We start from the raw sequence: 22,080 nt of genomic DNA, 5'->3' as shown, positions 1-22,080 counted from the left end.
GAAAAACCGCAGCAGGATCGTATGGTTCCTCATTTCCGTCTTCATCGGCCCTTTCGCCACACTGTTAATCGTGGTGCTCCCGCCACCGAAACCGGTCCCGAAAGTCAGCTATGGGCAAGCGCGTCGGCAATGATGTGAGCCCTAGGGTGAAAGGCTCAGCGTCGCACCCCGACGAAAGATCCCGAAGGCTTGCCACCTCTGGACGCTGCACTAATCCCGGGTGGTCCGTAGGGGATCGGCATACGGACAGACTGATCGAGACCGGAGAGCCGACATTAGGACGGCCACTTTGGGCTAGTCTTTGGCCATGTCAGACGACGCCGCCCGTCGAGTCATCCGCCTGTTCCCTGACTACGGGCACCGGTGGCCACTTTGGGAGAACAGCACCCCCGGCAATCCGAGCAAATACACGATGGAGCCCGCAGACTTCGGACTGTCAGACAACCTAACTGACCGACTCCGTGCCTGGTACGACGCTTGGGATGTCGAGAATCTTTATGAGAACGGTTGGAGTTCACGAACCAAGGAATTGGCCTGGAAGGCTGAAGGCGCACTTATCGCCGAGCAACTTCGGGCAGAGGTCAAGGCATTCGCGGATGTGGAATACAGCGAGTAGCTGCCTCGACACCGCAGGTGCGTTGCAGTGAAGGATCCCTTACGGGACGCACCGGACCAGCGTGGGCGGCGCTAATCTGATGAATAGACGGTTCAGTTTGCCGTACCAGTTTTCGGGCGCAAAGGAGATGCCGAGGTGGTCGAACGCCAGATGCTAAATGTTCCCGATCTGGTTGGGCAGCCTGTACATATCGCACAGGAGACTGCGGCGAACCTTGGGTTCGGTCTCGCAGCCGGGGACCCTGATGGTCCAGGCCTTCGCTCGCGCACGTGGCCAGGGCTATTCTGGGTGACCTCCCAAGATCCTCCGGCGGGATCGGTCCTATCGCGGGGAAGCCACGTTCAGATCACCTTCGTTCAGGACGGTCAAGCACGAAGCGACGTGCCGGAGCAGACGGGCGGGCCGACCCCCTCATTGCAAACTCATGCGGAGGGCGACACGGAGTCGTGAGTTGTCCGGTGAGGGATCCCCTTACGCGACACCAGGAGTCACACAAAAGGGCACCGTCACCAACCACCGCGAGAGCGAACCCTTCAGTCTCTCAATCTCTACTCCCCGGCCCGCGGCTCTCGCCCGGCCCGCCCGATCCGTGCCAGAGGCAGGCATCGACCTCGAATGGCAGCAACTGGTCCTGCTGTGCCATCAAGGACGCTCCGTGCGCCGTCACGCGCCGCATGAAATGGCGGCGGCATAACGTCTCGTAACCCACAACGGGTACGTGCCCGGCCTCAGGGGCAGCAGCTTCCATCACCATGTCCACGTCGCCCACCACCACCTGCGCACCTTCGGTGACCATCACGCCGTCGACCGTCCTGGCGTTGTGCGTAGCCCGTCGGCCGCACCAGCACAGCGCCTCCACCTGGAGCACCTGCACCCGGTCGGCGAGCTCGATCAGGCGCTGGGAACCGGGGAACAGCCGGGTGCGGAAATCAGCGGTGATGCCGAACGCGAAGACATCGACGTCGATCTCGTCCACTACCTTGGCCAGCTGCTCCACCTGTTCGGGCGTATAGAACTGGGCTTCGTCGCAGATCAGGTAGTCAACCCGCTGGCCCCGGGTGCGGCGCAGCATGACTTCCTCCCAGAAGTCGGTGCTGTCCAGGACCTCCACGGCATCCGTCTCCAAACCCAGGCGGCTCGAGATCCTGGACTCGCCGGCGCGGTCATTCCGGCTGAACCGGACGCCGCCACGGCCGCGGGCCCGGTGGTTGTAGTCCATCTGCAGGGCCAGGGTGGACTTCCCGCAGTCCATGGTGCCGGAGAAAAAAATGAGCTCAGCCACGCCGCCGCGTCCTTCCTTCAGCAGTGAAGCACAGCAGCGGGACTTCCCGCTCCGCCTTGGTCAGCGAGCCGTGCTGGCCCACCACCTCCATGGCAGTTGGCCGCATGCGCCGTCCGTCGTAAAGCGCGACGGCGTCCCGCGCCGCGATCATGACGTCACCAATCCTGCCCTCAACAGCGGGCCGGACGTCAGCACCAAAGAGTCCTCCCGCGATGGCCTCCCCGCGGGTAAAGGCCCAGATCCGGGTGCCGAACCGCGCCTTCCAGGCCGCCAGCAGCCGCTCCGCGCCGCCGTCCGACAGGTGGGTTTCCTCGAGGTACAAGTGCACCATCCGTGGTTCCCCTGCCGTGTGGCGGACGCCCTGCACCAGCGCGGGGTCGGTGGAAAAGTCGATCCGCTGCGGTTCGTCGACGTCGAGCATGCCGTGGTCTGCCGTTAGAAGGATGGTGGTGCCCGCGGGAAGGGTGGAGTTCAGGCGCTTGACTGTGGCATCGAGCTCTTCGAGCTGGTGCTCCCACTGTTCCGAGCGGCAGCCGTAGCGGTGGCCGGCCTTGTCCAGGTCGTTGACGTAGAAATACATGAGGGCCGGGCCGGGTGCCGCCATGGCTTCGGCAGCGGCGGCCGTCCGGGCGTGAGCTGTTGTCCCTGGAATAAACCTGCCGCCGCGGAGGGCGGCCCGGGTCATCGGCGAGCCGTCGAACTGGGAGAGGCTGACGGTGCTGACGTCCACCTGGCCGGCAATCCGTTCAAACACGGTGGGAAAGGGCTGCCACGCTGACGGATCCACGCCGGGATCCCAGTTCCCCAGCAGGTTGACCACCTTGTCCTGGCCGGGGTCCAGGACGTCGTAGCCCACCATGCCGTGCTGGCCGGCGGGAAGCCCGGTCCCAAAGCTGGAGAGGGCCGCTGCGGTGGTGGAAGGGAAGGCGGAGTCCAGCCACACCGGGACGTCGCCCTGCCCGGCCTGCAGCACAGAGCGCAGGAAGGGTGTGTGCGCGGATTTCTGCTTGAGGAGGTTCCGGCCCAAGCCGTCCGCCAGGACCACGCAGACCCGTGAGGCCACCGGGAGTCCAAGGGTGTTGGTGAATCCGTCCACGCCAAGGCTTGCCGCTGCGCTGGTCAGGACCTCGGCGATGGAGCGGTGCCCGTAGGCGGGAGCAGGCGGAAGGTCGGGAATGCGTCCAGTGGTTACTGCGGCTTGGTGGCTGTCGTCGGGCATCAGCGCTGCTGGTGCCCGCGGCTGAGCCGGTTGCCGAACACCCCGGACCGCGGCCGCGGCCCCATGGACTGGGCGTGCGATACAGGAGCGGCGGAACCGGTGTTGACCGCACGCAGTGCCCGGGCAAACAGTTTGGCGTCCTGTACGGCCTGCAGTCCGTCCGCCTCGGCGCTGATGCGCAGCACGATGTCCTCCTGCGCGATGGTTCCGGTATAGCCATGGTCGGCCTCGCACTGCGGATCACCGCAGCTGGCGGGGCCCATGTCCAGCCGCTGGCCGCCCGACCATGCGATGGACAGCGTCAGCTCCCGGACGGGGTCGGAGGGCTTGTAGTTCTGCGGCTGCGCGTACATGTAGCTGAGCACCACAGACCGGATCTGGGCAACGGGAACGGACTCGGTGGAGATCTGGGCCACGATCTGCTCCCCTGCCTCGTCCAGCTGCTGGTCGTCCACGTGGGTGATGACCAGCATGTCCGCGGTCAGGACCAGGACCGTGATGTGGCGGCGCACTTCTGCCCGGTCGAAGTGGGTTTCCAGGTGCACCAGGTGGGCTACGCAGTCCCGTCCGTCGAGTGCATCGTCAACGACGTCCGACACCAGGCGGGGGTAGAAGCCGGCCTTTTGCAGCGCGTCCTCCAGGCTTTGGCCCTGGACTCCGTGGTTGTGTGAGCTGTGCTGGCGGACTGCCTGGTTTTCGTTGCCGGGCGTTTCGGGCGCCGAAGCGGAAGGCTGGAAGCTCATGCCCCCATTTTCACAGATCGTCCGGTCACTTGCTAACCGCCTCAGCCCAGCATCGCCCGGCGCGCGCTGTCCGTGCGCTGCGCGGCGTTGCCAATCCGCACGTCGGCGGCAAGGATGGTGGCACCCGCCGGGCCGCACAGGACAGGGTTGAATTCCACCAGCGCAATCTCCGGATGGTTGTCCTTCATCCACGCCAGCCGGGCGGCAAGATCCTCCAGGGCCTGCACGTCGACGGCAGGCAGGCCCTGGTAGCCAAAGAGCTTCCGGGACGCCCTGGGGGCGCGGATGAAATCGTGGACGTCCGCTGCGGAGAGCGGTGGAACGCGGTGGGCCCAGTCGTCCAGGAGGTTCACGGCGTCACCGGCGAGGCCAAAGGAGATGACAGGACCCAGCAGCGGGTCCTCGATGGCCCGGAAAGTGCACGCCTGGCCCACCGGGGCCATGGCCTGGACCTCGAGCGCCGGGTTTCCGTAGGCGGCGAGCGCACGCCGCATCTGCAGCACGTTCAGGCGCAGCGATTCGGCGTCCTCGATGCCAAGCCGCACGCCGCCAAGGTCCAGCCTGTGCCGGAGGGCGGGCTCGGTGGTCTTGAGCACCACCGGCCAGCCCAGCGAGTCGGCGGCGGCAACGGCTTCATCCGGGGTGGTGAACGGTGCCGAGGGCAGGACGGAAATGCCGTAATGGCCCAACAGTGACGTCGTCGCCGCCGGATCCAGTTGCTTGAGTTGCTCGCCGCTGACGTCCGCCAGCAGTCCATCAAGTTCAGCCGCCGCCTGGCGGGGGTCACAGCCGTCGGGTTCCACGAAGTGCCCATGGTCGCGCGCGGCCCATTCCGCGTAGCGGACCACGGCAGCGAGGGCGGCCACGGCTGCACCGGGATTGGAGAAGCAGGGAACGGTGCAGCCTTCCGTTCCCACCAGGCCCTCCACGGTGATGGTGGGGTCCAGGATCCCAGTGAACGCCGCCACTACCGGTTTCCCGGCTGCTGCGGAGCATTCCGCGAGGACTCCGGCCACGGCGTCGACGGTCAGGCCGCGCGCGGGCAGCAGGGCGGCGACGGCGGCGTGCACGGCGTCGGAGGCCAGGGCATCCAGGAGGGCCTTCCGGAGCAGGGGCAGGGCCACGGACTGGCCGGCGTCGAGGTCGAGTCCGGAGACCACCTGCGCCACTCCCAGCCCATGCGCGGCCGCACTGTCCGCCACCACGTTGCCCAGGGCCTGGGAGTTGCTGAAGATGGCGACGTCGGGCCCGGCAGGGAGGGGCTGGGCTGATACCACCTGTGCCACGTCCACCAGCTGTTCAACGGTTTCGACGCGGATCACCCCGGACTGGCGCAGCATGGCGTCGAGCGCTCCCGCCGGCGCCTGCGTGGTTCGGACGGCATGCCCCGGCGGCAGGCGGAGCCCCATGGTGTCGGATTTGGCCACGATGACCGGTTTGGTGCGTGCCAGCCGCCGTGCGATGCGGGAGAACTTGCGCGGGTTGCCGATCGACTCCAGGTACAGGCCCACGGCCGAGGTGTCGGCGTCGTCCTCCCAGTACTGCATCATGTCGTTGCCGGAGACGTCAGCCCGGTTGCCTGCCGAGAGGAGGCTGGACAGGCCCAGCTTCCGCCGGCTCGAGGCGGCGTACAGCGAGACGCCGATGGCCGCCGACTGGCTGAACAGGCCCAGGCTCCCGCGCAGGGGCATCGTCGGGGCCATGGAGGCGTTCAGGGACACGTCCGGGTGGGTATTGGCGATGCCCAGCGAGGCCGGCCCGATCACCCGCATCCCGTTGGCCCTGGCCTGCCGCACCAGGGCGCGCTGGCGCAGCAGGCCGCGCTCGCCGTCGTCCGTAAAGCCTGCGGAGGCGATCACCACACCCTTGACGCCGGCCGCCGCACACTCCTCCACCACGCCGGCGACCTCCTCGTAGGGCACCGCGATGATGGCCAGCTGGACCGGCTGGGGCACCTCGGAGAGCTTGCCGTAGGACAACATGCCCGCCAGCTCCAGCGCCTCGGGATTGATGGCGTACACCGGGCCGTGGAAACCGCCCTCGATGATGTGCTCCAGCAGCTGGTAACCCACGGTCCCCCACCGGCGGCTGGCACCGATCACGGCAACGGACGACGGCGCCAGCAACTCCCGGACGCTCCTCGCCTCAGCGCGGTGCTCACGGGATTCCATCACGGCACGGGATTTTTCGGTGGGGTCAATGTTGAACTCGAGGCTGACGACGCCGTCGTCGAAGTGGCGCTTGACGTCGTAGCCGGCGTCGGAGAAGACCATCAGCATCTTGCGGTTCTCCGGCAGGACCTCGGCGGTGAACTTCCGGATGCCGTTTTCGTGCGCTGCGGCGGCAAGGTGCTCCAGCAGGATGGAGCCGATACCCCTCCCCTGGTGGGAGTCCGCGATGTTGAACGCGACCTCTGCCTCGGTGGGATCGCTCAGCCGGTCATAGCGGCCGATGCCGATGATGTCGCCGCCGATGGTGATGACGAACGCCACCCGGTCCTTGTAGTCCACCTCGGTGAACCGCTTAAGCTCCTTGGCGGACAGCCGGGCCTTGAACGCAAAGAACCGCATGTAGATTGAATTCTGCGACTGCCCGGTATGGAAGGCCTGGACGGCGTCCGCGTCCGACGGGTGGATGGGCCGCAGATGCGCTGTCCCGCCGTCACGCAGGACGACATCGGCTTCCCAATGTTCCGGATATTCGCCGTCCCCGGGCTGATCCACCATAGGCTTAGCCTAGCCAAAAACTATCGCAGCACACCCCAAGGCTGCGCAGTAACCGCAGAAGGATTCACCAAACCCCATGGCCCGCCGGCAAAGTTCAAAACCCATCGTGGACGACAGCTACACGGAAAACATCGTCGATATCGACGTGACGTCCGAAATGCAGGGCTCCTTCCTGGAGTACGCGTACTCGGTGATCTACTCCCGGGCCCTGCCGGATGCCCGCGACGGGCTTAAACCGGTCCAGCGCCGCATCCTGTACATGATGAGCGACATGGGACTGCGCCCTGACCGCGGCCACGTCAAGAGCGCCCGCGTGGTGGGCGAGGTCATGGGCAAGCTGCACCCGCACGGCGACGCCGCCATCTACGACGCCATGGTCCGCATGGCGCAGGACTTCTCCCTGCGCTTGCCGCTGATCGACGGGCACGGCAACTTCGGCTCGCTCGACGACGGCCCGGCAGCACCGCGGTATACCGAGGCGCGGCTGGCCGCGGCGGCCCTCACCCTCACCAACCACCTGGACGAAGACGTGGTGGACTTCGTCCCCAACTACGACAACCAGCTGACCCAGCCGGACGTCCTTCCCGCCGCTTTCCCCAACCTGCTGGTCAACGGCGCCACCGGCATCGCCGTCGGCATGGCCACCAACATGGCCCCGCACAACCTGGTGGAGGTTATCTCCGCAGCACGGCACCTGATTGCGCACCCCGACGCCACCCTGGAGGACCTCATGCGGTTCGTCCCGGGCCCGGACCTGCCCAGCGGCGGCCGGATCGTGGGCCTGGACGGTATCCGCGACGCCTACGCCACCGGGCGTGGATCCTTCAAGACCCGGGCCAAGGTGGAGATCGAACAGCTCTCGGCACGCCGCACCGGCCTGGTGGTCACCGAACTGCCGTACATGGTGGGCCCGGAGAAGGTGATCGAGAAGATCAAGGACGCCGTCAACGCCAAGAAGCTGACCGGCATCAGCGACATCGTGGACCTGACAGACCGCAAGCACGGGCTGCGCCTGGTGATCGAGTTGAAGAACGGCTTCAACCCGAACGCGGTCCTGCAGCAGCTTTACCGGTACACGCCGATGGAGGACTCCTTCGGCATCAACAACGTCACGCTGGTGGACGGGCAGCCGCAGACGCTGGGCCTGGTGGACCTTTTGAGCGTCTACGTCAACCACCGGATCAACGTGGTCCGCCGCCGGACCGTCTTCCGCCTCGGCAAGAAAAAGGACCGCCTCCACCTGGTGGAGGGCCTCCTGATCGCCATCGTGGACATCGACGAGGTCATCCAGATCATCCGGTCCTCGGATGAGGCCGCGGCGGCCCGTGAGCGGCTGATGTCCATCTACGACCTTACCGAGGTCCAGGCAAACTACATCCTTGAACTCCGCCTGCGGCAGCTAACGAAGTACTCCCGGATCGAACTGGAAAAAGAACAGGACGAACTCCGCCGCGACATCGCGGAACTGCAGGCCATCCTGGACTCCGAGGAGCTGCTCCGCACCGTGGTCTCCGACGAACTCGGCGCGATCGCCGAGGAACACGGCACCCCGCGCCGCACCGTGCTCCTGGAGTCCGAGGCCGTGTCCCCCACTGTCGCCGCCGCCGAGCTTGCCGGGGCCAAGAAGGGCAAGGCTGCCCCGCTGTCCTTGGAAATCGCCGACGACCCCTGCTGGGCCATCCTCACCGCGTCCGGGCAGGTGGCACGCACCAGCAACCAGGAACCGCTCGCCGAGGCAGGTCCCCGGAGCAGGCACGACGTATACACCTCGGTGGTCAAGACGTCGGCCCGCGGCGAAATCGCGGCGGTCACCTCGCAGGGCCGGATGCTCCGGCTTCAGGTCATGGACATGCCGGTCCTGCCGCCCGTGGCCGGCCTGCCCAACCTGGCCGGCGGCGTCCCTGCCAAGGAGTTCCTCACCCTGGTGAAGGGTGAAACCCTGGTGGCGTTCGTGCGGCTGGATGAAGTCCTGGCCGTCGGCACCGCCCAGGGCGTGGTGAAACGCGTCCAGCCGGACTACCCGCTGAACCGGGAAGACTGGGAAGTCATCACCCTCAAGGACAAGGACGTGGTGGTGGGAGTCGCTCCCGCCGGCGGCGATGACACCGAACTGGTGTTCCTCACCCGGGAGGCCCAGCTGCTGAAGTTCCCCGCCGCCGTGGTCCGCCCCCAGGGCCGCACCGCCGGCGGCATGGCCGGAATCAAACTCGCCGCTGGTGACCAGGTGATTTTCTTTGGTGCCGTACAGCCCCAGGATGAGGCCGCCGTCGTGGTCACCATCGCCGGGACCAACGGCGCCCTGCCGGGCACTGCCCCGGGCACGGCCAAAGTCACGGCGTTCTCCGAATATCCGGCCAAGGGGCGCGCCACTGCCGGGGTCCGGTCGCACCGGTTCCTCAAGGGCGAGGACATGCTCCTGCTGGCCTGGGCGGGCCACGGGCCGGCCAAGGCGTCCTCCGCGGCAGGAGTGGCGCGGTCACTGCCCCAGGAGCATGGCCGCCGCGACGGCTCGGGCGTCCCGCTCTCCCAGGCCGTCGAAGCAGTCGGCCCTGCCATGGCGTGGATGGACGGCGGCGCAGCCGGCGACACCGCGGAGTAGTGCCGGCGGCGTGGCCGGCTCAGCCGGCGACGTCCCGGCGCCGGAATCCGGCGACGGCGAGCGCCACCAGCACCGCGATGGTCACGGCAGATACCAGCACACTGTCCCAGGCGGTGCCGTTGCGGAGCGGGTCGTGGGCGATGTACTGGAAGAACGGCGAGACCTTCTGGATCCGGTCAAAAACGTCCACCATGGGTGCCAGGGCATTGACGATGTAGGCCAGGACCGCCAGCACTGCAGGGACGCCGCGGCTGAGCCCGGTCCGACCGGTCGCCGCTGACAACGCCAGGGCGAGCGCCCCGAACACGACGCCCAGGAGCGCCAGGTGCAGCATGGCCGCTGCCACCTTGTCCGCCGGCAGGACCAGGTCCACCAGGTTGCCTTCAAGCAACAGGGACAGACCCATGACGGCGGCCAACAGGAACGTGCCCGCCACCATGGCGAGGAACTTGTCCACCACCACCCTTCCCCGGCCCACGGGGTTGGCGAGCAGCAGGTCCATGGTGTGGCGGTCCTCTTCCCCGCCGATGGCTCCCGCACCGGAGCTGACGGCGTAGATCAGGACTGCGATGGGACCCATGAAGGACAGCAGCTCCACCTGGATGTACCCGGTGGGGGTGGACAGGTCTGCACTGGAAGTGGCAAAGAGGGAACGGAAGGCCTCCGGCATCTGCTCGATGAAGGCGCTGATGGAGGGCTGGGACTTCACCGAGGGCCAGACGGCTGCGTACATGGCCACGACAAGGGCCAGGGAGACGGCCCAGGCGACCAGCAGCCTGCCCTGGTCCCGGAGCGTTTTCAGCAGGACGCTAGCCAGCACGGTGCCCCACCGCTCCGGCCGCGCGTTCCGCTGGGCCGGGCGCAGCGCTGCCGTCCGCCCGGTCCATCCCGTAATAGCTCAGGAACGTCTCCTCCAGCGGGGCCTCGGAACATTCGAAGTCCTCCACCTCCCGGGCACTGACCCGTTTCAGCAGGGCGTCCAGGGCCGATTGCGGGGCGTTGCAGCTCAGGGTCCGGCCGTCCACCAGCACGTCCCGTACCCCGGGGACGCCGGTAAACTCGGCCACGGATACGTCGCCGGCGAATCTGGCCCGCACCCGGTGCAGGGAGCGGGCGGCCAGGTCCTGCAGCCGCTCCACCGCCACCAGTTTGCCGCCCCGGACCACCCCGATCCGGTCTGCGACGCGCTCCACCTCGCCCAGGACATGGGAGGAGAACAGGGCGGACCCGCCGCCGGCCGTGTGCTCGCGCAGGATGGAGTGGAACACCTGCTGCACCAGCGGGTCGATCCCGCTGGTTGGTTCGTCCAGCACGAGCAGCCGCGGCCTGGACATGACCGCGAGGACGATGGCGAGCTTTTGCCGGTTACCGCGTGACAGCGTGCGGGCCGGTTTTCCCAGGTCCAGTTCCAGCCGGTCCGCCACCTCTGCCGCACGCCCGCTGTCGTCCCGGTGCCGCAGATGGGCGCAGTAGGCCACGTGCTGGTGGCCGGTCAGGCGGTCGTAGAGCGCCGGCTCGCCGGGAACGTAGCCCACCACCCGGTGGACGTCGCGGGATTCGCGCCAGGTATCCATTCCCAGGACGGACGCCGTTCCGGATGTGGGCCGCAGCATTCCCATCAGCAGCCGGATGGTGGTCGTCTTGCCTGCCCCGTTCGGGCCCAGGTAGCCGAACACCTCGCCGGACCCAATGGTGAGGGTCACGTCGTCGAGCGCCGTGTTCCGGCCGAACCGCTTCGTCAGGCCGGCCAGCTGCACCATGCTTTGCGCGTCCTTGCGCGCTTCCGGGCTCATGCGGCCACGCTAGCCCGGACGCTCCCTGCGGCCCAGAGTCTTTTGGCCCGCACAGCTTAGACTGCTCCCATGCCTATCGTGCCTGATGACAAGGACTGGACCTGGGTCCTCTCCCGGCCCTGCCCGGAGTGCAACTTCCACGCCCCAACCGCCACGCCCGCCACGGTTCCGGGAAGCGTCGAAAGCATGATTCCCCGCTGGCTGGCCGTCCTTCGGCGGCCGGACGCGGCCGAGCGCCCCAACGGACAGACCTGGTCCGCGGTGGAGTACGCGTGCCATGTGCGGGACGTCTTTACCCTGTTCAACCAGAGGCTGAACCTGATGCTCGCCGAGGACGACGCCCGCTTCGCTGACTGGGACCAGGACCGGACGGCCATCGAGAAGGATTACGCCAACGCCGACCCGTCCGAGGTGGGTCCGGAGCTGGCAGCGGAGGGACACGAGGCCGCCGAAGCCTTCGCCGGCGTCCCCGAAGAGGACTGGGGGCGCAAGGGCGTGCGCAGCAACGGCTCCGAGTTCACCGTCCTGACGCTCTCGCAGTACTTCCTGCACGACGTGGTCCACCACCTGCACGACGTCGACGGCTGACCGAAGCGCGCTTGGCCGCCGGAGCCGCGGCGGCCAAGCGCGTCCGGCAGCGCTTAGCGGGAAGGGGCCAGGGAGCCCCAGGACTGTCCGGCCGGCTCCGAAAGTTCCAGCCGGGCATCACCGGCCTGGATGTCGGCGGGGTTGTGGGTCACCAGCACCACGGTGCGGTCCCGCAGTCCGGCGCGCAGGTCCGCCAGCATGGTGGCCGCGGACTCCGCGTCCAGGTGCGCGGTGGGCTCATCGAGCAGGATCACTTCCGCCCCCGTCAGCAGGGTCCGCGCCACAGCCAGGCGTTGGCGCTCGCCGCCGCTGAGGAAGGCGCCGCCGGGGCCGATGCGGGTGTCCAGCCCGGCTGGCAGCCTGCCCACCAGCGCGGAAAGGCCGACGGCGGCAAGCACCGCCTCCAGCTCGCGGTCGGACGCCGGCGCCGGGCCGTCCTCGATCGGCCGTCCCAGCAGCAGGTTTCCCCTGATCGTGGAATCGAACAGGTGGGCCTCCTGCGGGCACCACGCTGCCCGGCCGGTGACCAGGACCTGTCCGGATGCCGGCGGCAGGAAGCCCAGCAGCACCGACAGCAACGTCGATTTGCCGGAGCCGGACGGTCCGGTGACCGCCAGCCAGCGCCCGGGAACTGCCACAGCAGTGATGCCGGAGAAGACCGGGGGGCCGCCCGGCCATTCCGCGGCCAGGTCCAGGAGCTCAACGCCCGGCGTGTCCCCGTCCCGGCGGGAAACGGGCTGCAGGCCCCCGCGTGGTTCGCTGCCGGCCGCCAGGGCGCCGGACTCCCCCACCCGGCGCATGACGGACCGCAGGGCGGGGTACTGGCGCACCGCCGTCGTCATCGCCGCGTAGGGTTCCACCAGGGCAAGCAGGAGAAGGACCACCACGGCGGCGGCCGCCGGTGCCACCTGGGCCGCGAGGACTGCGGGCCCCGCCAGCCAGGCAGCAGCCAGGGCTGCCGTCCCACAGGCTGCTGTGGCAACGGCATGGCCCAGCCCGTCCGCCCAGGCGGAGCGCCGCGAAGCGCGGGTGGCGTCCCGGTCTTCCGCCAGCAGCGCCTCGAGCACGCGTGGTGCCACGCCGTTGGCGTGCAGCTCCGCGCGTGCATCGAGGGCAGCGGTGACGCGGCGCAGCACGCCCGAGCGCAGGGACTGCTCGGCGGCAGCGGACTTGCGGTCGCCCCACAAGGCCGCGGCGGGCGCCAGCAGCAGGCCGCCGACGGCCGCACCGGCCACGGCGGGAAGGGCATCCGGTACCAGGATGCCGGTGGCGGCCACGGCCAGGACGGACACCGCCAGCGCGGTGGCGGGCGGCAGGACCACCCGGGGCAGGAGGTCCCGGACGGTATCGACGTCGTCAATCACCGTACCCAGAACGTTGCCGCCCTGCAGCAGCCGGCGCAGCGAGAGGGCACGCCGGCTCAGCGACTCCCAGAGCCGGCCGCGGAGCCGGGTGAGTGCGGCGAACACGGCGTCGTGCAGCAGCAGCCGCTCCCAGTAGCGGGACACGGCCCGGCCGATGCCGAAGAACCGGACTCCGACGATGGCGGTCAACAGGTACAGGATGGGCGGTTGTTCGCTCGCCCGGATGATGAGCCAGCCGGACAGGCCGGAAAGCGCGACGGCGAAGAGGGCCGCCAGGGTGCCGACGAAGGCGGCGGCCGCGAACTTGCCCCGCACCGGAGCCAGGAGTGCTGCCAGCAGGCGGAAGGCCCCGGGGGCAGCCTTTTCAGCGGCACGTACGGCCGGGTTCCGCGTGACGGGGTTGTCCGTCGAAGCGCGGTCCGTGGCCGCCCCGTCTGCAGCGCTGGCTCCATGCGGGACGCCGGCGGGGGCCGCAGGCAGCAACGCGGCATCGGCGTCGTCCTGCCGGGCCGTTGTGTGGGTCCGGGCCGCAGGCGCCACCGGTACCAGCAGGTCCGCCAGCTGCCGCGTGCGCTGGTTGTGGGCCACCAGGACCACCGTGACCTGGCCGCGGAGCCGGCGGATGGCGTCCTCCACGATCACGGCCGACGCGTCATCCAGGTGCGCGGTGGGTTCGTCGAGCAGCAGGAGGGTGGCACCGGCCTCGATCCTGGCCAGGCCGCGGGCCAGTGCGACGCGGCGCAGCTCACCCGGGCTCAGTTCCGCCTGGTGCTTTGGGGCCAGGTGCCCGGCTCCGGCACGTGCCAGGCAGCGGCGGGCGGCATCTTCATCGGCGAACCGGTCCGGGCCGTGCCCGGAGTCAGGCGACAGGTACAGCAGTACCTCGTCCAGGACGGTTCCGGCCACCATGACCGGGTGCTGCGGCACCCATGCCACGGAGCGGCGGTCAAGCCCGCTGATGGAGCCGGTGACGCTGGTCCCGCCACCGTGGCCGATGATCCCGGCGAGGACGCCCAGGACGGTGCTCTTGCCGGCGCCGCTGGGGCCGTCCAATGCCGTGATCCTGTCCAGCGGCGCGGTGAACGTCATGGGCCCGACGGCGGTTGCGGACCGCCCGGCGTATGTCACGGTCAGTCCGGTGACTTCCAGCGGGGCACCGGGCCTGCCGGCCTTGGCGGCCGGGAGCGGTGCCGGCTCGGCGGCACTGGTCACGGCGGCCGTTTCCGCGAGTGCGACCCTGCCGTCGTCGCTGGCGTGGTGGGCGGTGCCGAGTTCCCGCAGCGGAAGGTAGCAGTCAGGTGCCAGGAGGAGGGCCAGCAGGCCGGCTTCCAGCGGCATGTCGCCATGCACCAGCCGCACACCGATGAAGACGGCCACCACTGCCACCGAGATGGTCGCGATGAGCTCCAGGGCCAGGGCGGACAGGAAAGCAGTGCGAAGGGTGCCCATGGTGCGGGAGCGGTACTCCTCCGAGATCTCCTCAAGGGCCTTCCGCTGGGCGGTGGCACGTCCCAGCCCCACCAGGACCGGCAGGCCCTTGGCCAGCTCCAGCATGTGCGCCGACAGCCGCGCCAGGGTGGCCTGGGCTTCCCGCACGCTGTCCTCGGTGTACCTGCCGATCAGCACCATGAACACCGGGATCAGCGGAACTGTCAGCACGATCACCAGCGCGCTGACCCAGTCCGCGAAGAGGATCCGGGCCCCCAGCAGCAGCGGAACGGCGGCGCAGTTGACCAGTGCGGGAAGGAACTGGGTGTAGTAGCTGTCCAGGGCGTCCAGGCCGCGGGTGGCAAGGACCGCCAGCCCGCCGTCGCCCGGGCCGGATCCGCGCACACCCGTGCGCAGGGCCCGCTCCAGCAGTTCGGCGCGCAGTTCCTCCTTCACGCCCAGGGCAGCGCGGCGGGCAGCGACGGCCTGGCCCCAAACGGTCAGGGACCGGAGCACGACGCCGGCGAGTCCGGCAGTCAGTTGGCTCCCCCAGGCCGGGTTCCCGGCGACGAGTCCGGCCAGGACCGATGCCACCGCCTGGCCGATCAGGACCAGGGACAGGGCCTTGAGCGCCGCCAGGAGTCCCAGCCAGTAGATTGCCGAGCGGGTGGACGGACCGGCGGGAAATGTTGGCCGCACGTCAGCCCTTGGTGGTGAAGGCCCTGGCAGCGACCGCCGGGAGGAAGCTGTGGGCTTCCGGGATGTGCGCGGTGCTTACCCGGCGGCGGAACACCCAGTAGGTCCATGCCTGGTACGCAATCACCAGGGGAAGGCCGAATGCCGCCACGATGCTCATCAGCCCCAGCGTGTAGTCCGAGGAGGATGCGTTGGAGACAGTGAGGTCGAAGGCGCTGTCCAGCGTGGAGGGCAGCACCACGGGGAAGACCGCACCAAAGATGGATGCCGTGCCCAGCACCAGGAAGCCGCCGAGGGCCAGGAAGGCCCTGCCTTCAGCGCCCTTCCGGGCCAGCAGCCAGGCAGTGATGGCGGCGGCGACGGCCAGGACGACGGCGGCCCAGGTCCAGGGCTTCCCGTCCATGAACTGGATGGCCAGCGCCCATGCGGCGATGGGCAGCAGCAGGACCGGCAGGAGCCGCACGAACCACTGGCGGGCACGGTGCCGGACATCCCCGTCCGTCTTCAGTGCCAGGAATGCCAGCGCATGGAGGAGCGAGAAGCCCACCACTGCCGCGCCGCCAAGGAGGGCGTACCCGCTGAACCAGGCCATGGGGCCGCCTTCGCGGTCACCGTTGGCGTTCAGCGGCAGCCCGGTGGTGGTAAGGGCCAAGGCGGCGCCGACGCCGAATGCGGCGAAGAAGGAACCCAGCGCGATGGCCCAGTCCCAGCGGTTCCGCCAGCTGTCGGTGTCCACCTTGCCGCGGTACTCGAACGCCACCGCGCGGAAGATCAGGGCGAGCAGGACCACCAGGAGGGGGAGGTAGAGCGCGGAGAACAAGGACGCGTACCAAAGCGGAAAGGCCGCGAAGGTGGCGCCGCCGGCAGTCAGCAGCCACACCTCGTTGCCGTCCCAGACGGGCCCAATGGTGTTCAGGAGAACGCGGCGTTCGGTGTTGTTGCGGGCGAAGAGCTTCATCAGCATCCCTACGCCCAGGTCGAAACCTTCGAGGAAGAGGTAGCCGGTCCACAGCACCGCAATGGCGATGAACCAGATGGTGGGCAGCAGTTCCATTGTGTGTTTCCTCTGCTAGTAGGCGAAGGCCAGGACGTCGTCGGCGGGCTTGGGGCCGCCGCCGGGGCCCGGGGTTTCATCCTCGTCCACCGGAGCGTGGCCGAGTTCCGGCATAGCGGAGACCACGCCGCCGCGGATGTACTTGACCAGCAGTTTTACTTCCACCACCAGCAGGACGGCGTAGACGGCGGTCAGGGCCACCAGCGAGGCGATCAGCTCCCCTGCGGACACACCGGGTGATACGGCGGCGGCGGTGAACATGAACACCTGGTCGATGCCGCTCGGGTCGGGATTGGGTGCCACGACGAACGGCTGGCGGCCCATCTCGGTGAAGATCCAGCCGGCGGCGTTGGCACCGAAGGGTGCAAGGATGCCAAACACTGCCAGGCGCATCAGCCACCGGGATTCCGGTACCGTCCCCTTGCGGGTTATCCAGAGAGCCACCAGCGCAGCCAGCGCCGCGAGGCCGCCGAAGCCGATCATCATCCGGAAGCCCCAGTAGGTGACTTCCATGACGGGTACGTACTGGATCTCCTGGCCGGCGCGGTCCCCGTAGATCGGGTTGTCCGGGAGCGTGGTTCCGTACTTTTCCTTGTACTCGGGCAGCAGGCTGTTGACGCCCTTCACCTCGGTGGTGAAGTCACCCTTGGCCAGGAAGGAAAGGATGCCGGGGACCTCGATCACTGCCACGACGTCGTCGCAGTTCTTCGAGCCCACGTTGCCGACGCTCAGGACGGAGAAGCCGGTGCCGTCGTGGCACGCGGCCTCTGCTGCGGCCATTTTCATGGGCTGCTGCTGGAACATGAGCTTGCCCTGCAGGTCACCGGTGACGGCGGTGCCGGCAAAGGAGATCATGGCCACCACTGCACCGATGCGCAGGGACCGGATCCACACCTTGTAGTCGGCCCGGTCGCGGCCGGAAATGCTGGCGTCTTCGCCGGGGATGATCCGGCCGTCGGCGCCTACGGTGTCGACGCCGTCGTGCCGCCTCCGCCACAGGTGGTACCAGGCGATGCCCAGGAGGAAGCCGCCCGCCACGGCGAGGGCGCCGAACAGGGTGTGCGGTACGGCAACCAGGGCGGTGTTGTTGGTGAACACGGCCCAGGCGTCGGTCATGACGGGCCGGCCGTTGATCATTTCCACGCCCACCGGGTGCTGCATCCAGCTGTTGGCCACGATGATGAAGTAGGCGGACAGCGCCGAGCCGATGACGGCCACCCAGAGGCAGGCAAGGTGGATGGCGGGCTTGAGCTGCTTCCACCCGAAGATCCACAGGCCCAGGAAGGTGGACTCGACGAAGAAGGCCAGGAGGGCCTCGAGGGCCAGCGGGGCGCCGAAGACGTCACCGACGAAGCGGCTGTACTCGCTCCAGGCCATGCCGAACTGGAACTCCTGCACAATGCCGGTGGCAACGCCCATGATGAAGTTGATGAGGAAAAGCTTTCCCCAGAATTTGGTCATGCGCAGGTACTCCGGCTTGCCGGTGCGGTACCAGGCCGTCTGGATCACGGCGACCACCAGGCCCAGGCCGATGGTCAGCGGCACCATCATGAAGTGGTAGACGGTGGTGATGCCGAATTGCCAGCGTGCGATTTCCAAGGCGTCCATGGCAGTCCCTACTGTTAGCCAATGCATTTTTCTACGCTTCGTAGAACTGTAACTTCTACAAAGTGTAGAACATGGTCGGCGGCGGACGAAAACCAACCGTCCTCCCTAGGATCGCCCACCTGGGCGCGGCGCGCCAGATGTTCTACCCGATGTAGAAGGTTCGGCGTTTTCGGGGTAAATTTAGTTGTGTAGTTGAACAACCGCGTGACGTCACCTGGCGCACAGCGCACGGTGCGGGGAAATAAAAGGAAAAGTGACATGGCTAGTCTTGGTGAACTGGAACGGGCAGTGATGGACCTGCTCTGGGCGGGCCAGGAAGCGGCTACGGCCAATACCCTGAGGGATCAGTTGGCGCGCACGTCGGCGGCGCAGGGCGGCCCCGGCCACGAAGGCAAGGAACTCGCCGTCACCACGGTGCTTACCGTACTTTCCCGCCTGGAAAAGAAGGGCCTGGTCGAACGCGAACGCGGCACCCGCCCGCACCGGTACCAGGCAGTGTCCAGCCGTGCAGACCACACCGCCGAACTCATGCATGAGGTCCTTGGGTCGGCCCCGGACCGCGAGGCAGTGCTGGCCCGCTTCATCGGGTCTGTCTCCGAAGGTGAAGCCGAAACGCTGCGCAAACTGCTGGGTCATCTCTAGCACACCATGTTCTGGGCCTCATACCTGCTGGCGGTCCTTGCGATAAGCCTGGCGTGGCCGGTGCCAATCCTCCTGTCACGGGCACAATGGCCGGCCAGGTCGCCCTTCACGGCCATGCTGCTGTGGCAGGCGATCGCACTCGCAGGTGGTCTCTCCATGATCGGCGCCATGCTGGTCTACGGCCTGGAACCTGTGGGTGACAACCTCATCGCAGGGCTGCGCGCCCTTGCCGGCATGGTGCTCTTCAATGCCCCCACCACGGCGCTGGGGTTCTGGCATATCTTTGCCCTCTCCGCTGCCGCCCTGCTCACGGCCCACTTGGTCTTCACCCTGTTGCTGACGTACTACAAGATCCAGCGGCAGCGGCGCCGGCACCGCGAACTGCTCGCCATCCTGGCTTCCCCGTCAGGCCAGGACGCCGGCACGCTGGTCATCAGCCACGATTCCCCCGTTGCCTACTGCCTTCCGGGAGGCGCCCGCTCGGTCACCGTACTGTCGGATGGCCTGATGGCTGCCCTTGAACCGGCTGAGCTTCGTGCCGTCCTCATCCACGAGAACGCCCACCTGAGCCAGCGGCACCACCTGCTCCTGTGGGCCTTCGCGGCCTGGCGGCAGGCCCTCCCCTGGCTGCCCACCACCCGGCTTGCGCAGGAGTCGGTGAATTCGCTGATCGAGATGCTGGCCGACGACGTCGCCCTTCGGACGGAAAGCAAGGCGACGCTCATCAAGGCCATCGCCATTGTGGCCAGCGGTTCGGCGGGCAACGCCGGCGGCGGCGACATCCGGCCGTCGTCCCCTAGCCTTGCCCTTTCGGGCCTTGAGGCGGCATCGGGCGGCCCGGGCTCGGATGCGGTCCGGACGGCTGCCTCCCGGGTCAGCCGGCTCCTGACGCCGCAGCCCCAGCTTCCTGCCGCTGTCCGCAGCGCCGTCCTGGCCGGCTGCATCCTCCTGCTGGCGCTGCCTACCGCCCTGCTGGTGGTACCCGGACTGCTCGGCTGACGCGCCGCCGTCGCGCGCTGCCTCCTGGTGGTTCAGCCGCGCGAAAACCGGCGGCTGTCAGGCGTCGATACGCTCCCGGTCCAGGCTGGAGGCGCCGGCAATGATGAAGTCCTTGCGCGGGGACACGTCCGAGCCCATCAGCAGGTCGAAAATCTCCTCAGCCTGCTGCGCATTCTCGATCCCCACCTTGCGAAGGGTGCGGTGCCGCGGATCCATGGTGGTCTCGGCCAACTGCTCGGCGTCCATCTCCCCCAGGCCCTTGTACCGCTGGATCGGCTCCTTGTACCGCTTGCCCTCCTTCGCCAGGCGGGCCAGCAGCACGTGGAGCTCGGCCTCGGAGTAGGTATAGATCATCTCGTTGGCCTTCTGGCCGGCGTTGATGACCTCCACCCGGTGCAGCGGCGGCACGGCGGCGAACACCCGGCCCTCAAGGATCATGGGACGCATATAGCGGAAGAACAGGGTCAGGAGCAGTGTCCGGATGTGGGCGCCGTCCACGTCGGCGTCGGTCATGAGGATCACCTTGCCGTAGCGGGCGGCGCTGATGTCGAAGCTGCGGCCGGAACCTGCCCCGACCACCTGGATCAGGGCGGCACACTCGGCGTTGGAGAGCATGTCCCCCACCGAGGCCTTCTGGACGTTCAGGATCTTGCCGCGGATGGGCAGCAGCGCCTGGAAGTCCGAGGAACGGGCCAGCTTGGCCGTGCCCAGCGCGGAGTCACCTTCCACGATGAACAGTTCGGAACGCCCGACGTCGTCCGTCCGGCAATCGGCAAGCTTGGTGGGCATGGAGGAAGTTTCCAGCGCGTTCTTGCGCCGCTGGGTCTCCTTGTGCACGCGCGCCGAGATGCGGGACTTCATCTCGTTGACGATCTTCTCCAGCAGCAGCGCCGACTGGGCTTTGTCGTTCCGGTTGCTGGAGGACAGCTTGGCGGAGATTTCGCGCTCCACCACCTTGGCCACGATGGCGCGGACGGCGCTGGTTCCCAGGATTTCCTTGGTCTGGCCTTCGAACTGCGGTTCGGCGAGCCGGACGGTCAGCACGGCCGTCAGGCCGGCGAAGATGTCGTCCTTTTCAATCTTGTCGTTGCCGGCCTTGAGCTTCCGGGCGTTGGCCTCCACGGCTTTCCGGAAGGTCTTGATCAGGGCCTGTTCGAACCCGGACTGGTGGGTGCCGCCCTTCGGGGTGGCGATGATGTTCACGAAGCTCCGCACGGAGCTGTCGTAGCCGATCCCCCAGCGGAGCGCCACGTCCACCTCGCAGTCGCGCTCGACCTCGGCCAGCTGGCTGTGTCCGCGCTCATCAAGGACCGGGACCGTCTCCTTGAACTTTCCGGAACCGTGAAGCCGCCAAACGTCCGTGACGGCCGGATCGGCTGCAAGGAACTCGACGAACTCGGAGATGCCGCCGTCGTGGTGGAAAACCTCTTCGAAGGGACCTGCTTCACCGGGGGTCCCGGGGACCCTGCGCTCGTCCCGGACGGTCAGCTTGAGGCCGGGCACCAGGAACGAGGTCTGGCGTGCGCGGGCAACCAGGTCATCGTAAGAGAACTTGGCATCGGGGGTGAAGATCTGCCGGTCAGCCCAGTAGCGGATCCGGGTTCCGGTCACGCCGCGCTTGGCCTTGCCCACCACGTCCAGCACGGAGTCGTTGACGAACGGCGTGAACGGAGCTGCCGGATCCAGGCGGGACCCGGTGTCCTTGAAGCGGCCGGGCTCACCGCGGCGGAAGGACATCCTGTAGGTCTTGCCACCCCGGTCCACCTCGACGTCCAGGCGCGAGGACAAGGCGTTGACCACCGATGCGCCCACACCGTGCAGGCCGCCGGAGGCCGTGTAGGACCCGCCGCCGAACTTGCCACCGGCGTGCAGCTTGGTGAACACCACTTCGACGCCGGTGAGCCCCGTCTTTGGCTCCTTGTCGATGGGGATGCCGCGGCCGTCGTCGTGGATTTCCACGGAGTTGTCCGCGTGCAGGATGATCCGGATGTCGTGGCCGAACCCGGCCAGGGCCTCGTCCACGGAGTTGTCGATGATTTCCCAGAGGCAGTGCATGAGGCCGCGCGAGTCGGTGGAGCCGATGTACATGCCCGGGCGCTTGCGGACGGCTTCGAGGCCTTCCAGGACGGAAAGGTGCCGGGCGGTGTACTCAGAGCTTGGTGCCACTGGTGATGAACTCCTTCAGGGACGTCGATGCGGCGCTGGGACCGCACCTTCTAGGGTAGTCCGCTGCAGCGGGCAGAACCGTCTGCCACACCCGCGGCCCGGTGTGCGGCGCGCCACGGACCGTGGTGGCGGGCGGAACTGGGAAGTTCTTGACCGAACCTTGCGGATACGCGCACAGCGAACTTGCCCCATCCTTGCGATGGATTGGATACGAATGCTGGTTATATAGATGTACTGATCTACTAAGGAGGCCGACATGACAACAGCAGTGGCAGACCGCACGCTCAACGCACTGGACCGGTGCGATCGTTGCGGAGCCCAGGCATATGTCCGGGTTGTACTCGAGTCCTCCGGCGGGGAGCTGTTGTTCTGCGGCCACCACGCCCGTGCAGTCGAAGCGACGCTCAAGCCGTTGAGCTCCGACTGGCACGACGAGACGGGAAAGCTTCACGAGAAAGCTGCCGTGGAAATCGACTAGATGAGGCATCGGTAACAACGACCCTGCGGGACTCTTCCATTCGGAGGGGTCCCGCAGGCGTTTAAGGACCCCTGGCCGG

General features: G+C 67.8%; 17 protein-coding genes. 7 read left to right on the top strand and 10 right to left on the bottom strand.

Annotation, left to right across the window (positions count from 1 at the left end):
- Nucleotides 1-307 precede the first annotated feature (307 nt).
- Together NIBR502770_RS05520 and NIBR502770_RS05515 are read left to right on the top strand one after the other, a co-directional pair.
- Nucleotides 308-616 (top strand): hypothetical protein, encoded by a 309-nt coding sequence (locus NIBR502770_RS05520; protein WP_141160792.1) that lies wholly within the window; start codon nucleotides 308-310, stop codon nucleotides 614-616.
- 150 nt (nucleotides 617-766) lie between these two features.
- Nucleotides 767-1,066: a PASTA domain-containing protein gene (locus tag NIBR502770_RS05515; protein ID WP_246857471.1), complete on the top strand. Its 300-nt coding sequence runs from the start codon at nucleotides 767-769 to the stop codon at nucleotides 1,064-1,066.
- Between the two features lie 91 nt (nucleotides 1,067-1,157).
- Here the strand turns inward: NIBR502770_RS05515 and NIBR502770_RS05510 are convergent, their stop codons facing one another.
- From NIBR502770_RS05510 to NIBR502770_RS05495, 4 genes are read right to left on the bottom strand one after another with little or no spacing between them, the layout of a single operon-like run.
- Entirely contained in the window at nucleotides 1,158-1,898 is a 741-nt protein-coding gene (locus NIBR502770_RS05510; RefSeq protein WP_141181276.1) for a thymidine kinase, read from the bottom strand.
- Nucleotides 1,891-3,117 (bottom strand): alkaline phosphatase family protein, encoded by a 1,227-nt coding sequence (locus NIBR502770_RS05505; protein ID WP_141181275.1) that lies wholly within the window; start codon nucleotides 3,115-3,117, stop codon nucleotides 1,891-1,893. The genes NIBR502770_RS05510 and NIBR502770_RS05505 overlap by 8 nt, the downstream gene beginning before the upstream one ends.
- Entirely contained in the window at nucleotides 3,117-3,860 is a 744-nt protein-coding gene (locus NIBR502770_RS05500) for a DUF5998 family protein (RefSeq protein WP_141160799.1), read from the bottom strand. Before NIBR502770_RS05500 ends, NIBR502770_RS05505 begins: the two co-directional genes overlap by 1 nt.
- Nucleotides 3,861-3,901: 41 nt before the next feature.
- Nucleotides 3,902-6,586: a bifunctional GNAT family N-acetyltransferase/acetate--CoA ligase family protein gene (locus NIBR502770_RS05495; RefSeq protein ID WP_141181274.1), complete on the bottom strand. Its 2,685-nt coding sequence runs from the start codon at nucleotides 6,584-6,586 to the stop codon at nucleotides 3,902-3,904.
- 76 nt (nucleotides 6,587-6,662) lie between these two features.
- Between NIBR502770_RS05495 and NIBR502770_RS05490 the strand changes: the two genes are divergently transcribed.
- Entirely contained in the window at nucleotides 6,663-9,185 is a 2,523-nt protein-coding gene (locus NIBR502770_RS05490) for a DNA topoisomerase (ATP-hydrolyzing) subunit A (RefSeq protein ID WP_141181273.1), read from the top strand.
- 19 nt (nucleotides 9,186-9,204) lie between these two features.
- On the opposite strand, the gene NIBR502770_RS05485 is transcribed toward NIBR502770_RS05490, so the two are convergent.
- Together NIBR502770_RS05485 and NIBR502770_RS05480 are read right to left on the bottom strand one after the other, a co-directional pair.
- The gene (locus tag NIBR502770_RS05485) at nucleotides 9,205-10,005 is read right to left on the bottom strand and encodes an ABC transporter permease subunit (RefSeq protein ID WP_141181272.1); all 801 of its coding nucleotides are present in this window, start codon (nucleotides 10,003-10,005) and stop codon (nucleotides 9,205-9,207) included.
- Nucleotides 9,995-10,978 (bottom strand): ABC transporter ATP-binding protein, encoded by a 984-nt coding sequence (locus NIBR502770_RS05480; RefSeq protein ID WP_141181271.1) that lies wholly within the window; start codon nucleotides 10,976-10,978, stop codon nucleotides 9,995-9,997. The genes NIBR502770_RS05485 and NIBR502770_RS05480 overlap by 11 nt, the downstream gene beginning before the upstream one ends.
- Nucleotides 10,979-11,047: 69 nt before the next feature.
- Between NIBR502770_RS05480 and NIBR502770_RS05475 the strand changes: the two genes are divergently transcribed.
- A complete protein-coding gene (locus NIBR502770_RS05475) occupies nucleotides 11,048-11,566 on the top strand; it encodes a DinB family protein (RefSeq protein WP_141181270.1) in 519 nt (172 codons plus the stop codon).
- Nucleotides 11,567-11,619: 53 nt separating this feature from the next.
- Here the strand turns inward: NIBR502770_RS05475 and cydD are convergent, their stop codons facing one another.
- From cydD to NIBR502770_RS05460, 3 genes are read right to left on the bottom strand one after another with little or no spacing between them, the layout of a single operon-like run.
- Nucleotides 11,620-15,057 carry a thiol reductant ABC exporter subunit CydD gene (cydD, locus tag NIBR502770_RS05470; RefSeq protein ID WP_141181269.1) on the bottom strand — a complete coding sequence of 1,146 codons (3,438 nt, stop codon included), beginning with the start codon at nucleotides 15,055-15,057 and terminating at the stop codon, nucleotides 11,620-11,622.
- Between the two features lies 1 nt (nucleotide 15,058).
- Nucleotides 15,059-16,108: a cytochrome d ubiquinol oxidase subunit II gene (gene cydB / locus NIBR502770_RS05465; protein ID WP_141160805.1), complete on the bottom strand. Its 1,050-nt coding sequence runs from the start codon at nucleotides 16,106-16,108 to the stop codon at nucleotides 15,059-15,061.
- A gap of 15 nt (nucleotides 16,109-16,123) precedes the next feature.
- Complete coding sequence (locus tag NIBR502770_RS05460; protein ID WP_141181268.1) at nucleotides 16,124-17,716, bottom strand: cytochrome ubiquinol oxidase subunit I; 1,593 nt, start codon at nucleotides 17,714-17,716, stop codon at nucleotides 16,124-16,126.
- Nucleotides 17,717-17,974: 258 nt separating this feature from the next.
- Here NIBR502770_RS05460 and NIBR502770_RS05455 point away from each other — a divergent pair, with 258 nt between their 5' ends.
- A complete protein-coding gene (locus NIBR502770_RS05455) occupies nucleotides 17,975-18,358 on the top strand; it encodes a BlaI/MecI/CopY family transcriptional regulator (protein WP_018769682.1) in 384 nt (127 codons plus the stop codon).
- 6 nt (nucleotides 18,359-18,364) lie between these two features.
- The gene (locus NIBR502770_RS05450; RefSeq protein ID WP_141181267.1) at nucleotides 18,365-19,357 is read left to right on the top strand and encodes a M56 family metallopeptidase; all 993 of its coding nucleotides are present in this window, start codon (nucleotides 18,365-18,367) and stop codon (nucleotides 19,355-19,357) included.
- A gap of 57 nt (nucleotides 19,358-19,414) precedes the next feature.
- On the opposite strand, the gene NIBR502770_RS05445 is transcribed toward NIBR502770_RS05450, so the two are convergent.
- Complete coding sequence (locus tag NIBR502770_RS05445) at nucleotides 19,415-21,523, bottom strand: type IIA DNA topoisomerase subunit B (RefSeq protein ID WP_141181266.1); 2,109 nt, start codon at nucleotides 21,521-21,523, stop codon at nucleotides 19,415-19,417.
- A gap of 256 nt (nucleotides 21,524-21,779) precedes the next feature.
- Here NIBR502770_RS05445 and NIBR502770_RS05440 point away from each other — a divergent pair, with 256 nt between their 5' ends.
- Entirely contained in the window at nucleotides 21,780-22,001 is a 222-nt protein-coding gene (locus NIBR502770_RS05440; RefSeq protein WP_013600696.1) for a hypothetical protein, read from the top strand.
- Nucleotides 22,002-22,080 lie beyond the last annotated feature (79 nt).

Source organism: Pseudarthrobacter sp. NIBRBAC000502770, assembly GCF_006517815.1.
GTDB classification, from domain to species: domain Bacteria; phylum Actinomycetota; class Actinomycetes; order Actinomycetales; family Micrococcaceae; genus Arthrobacter; species Arthrobacter niigatensis.
The sequence above is the reverse complement of the archived record's forward strand: the minus strand, read 5'-3'. Positions and strand labels throughout refer to the sequence as shown.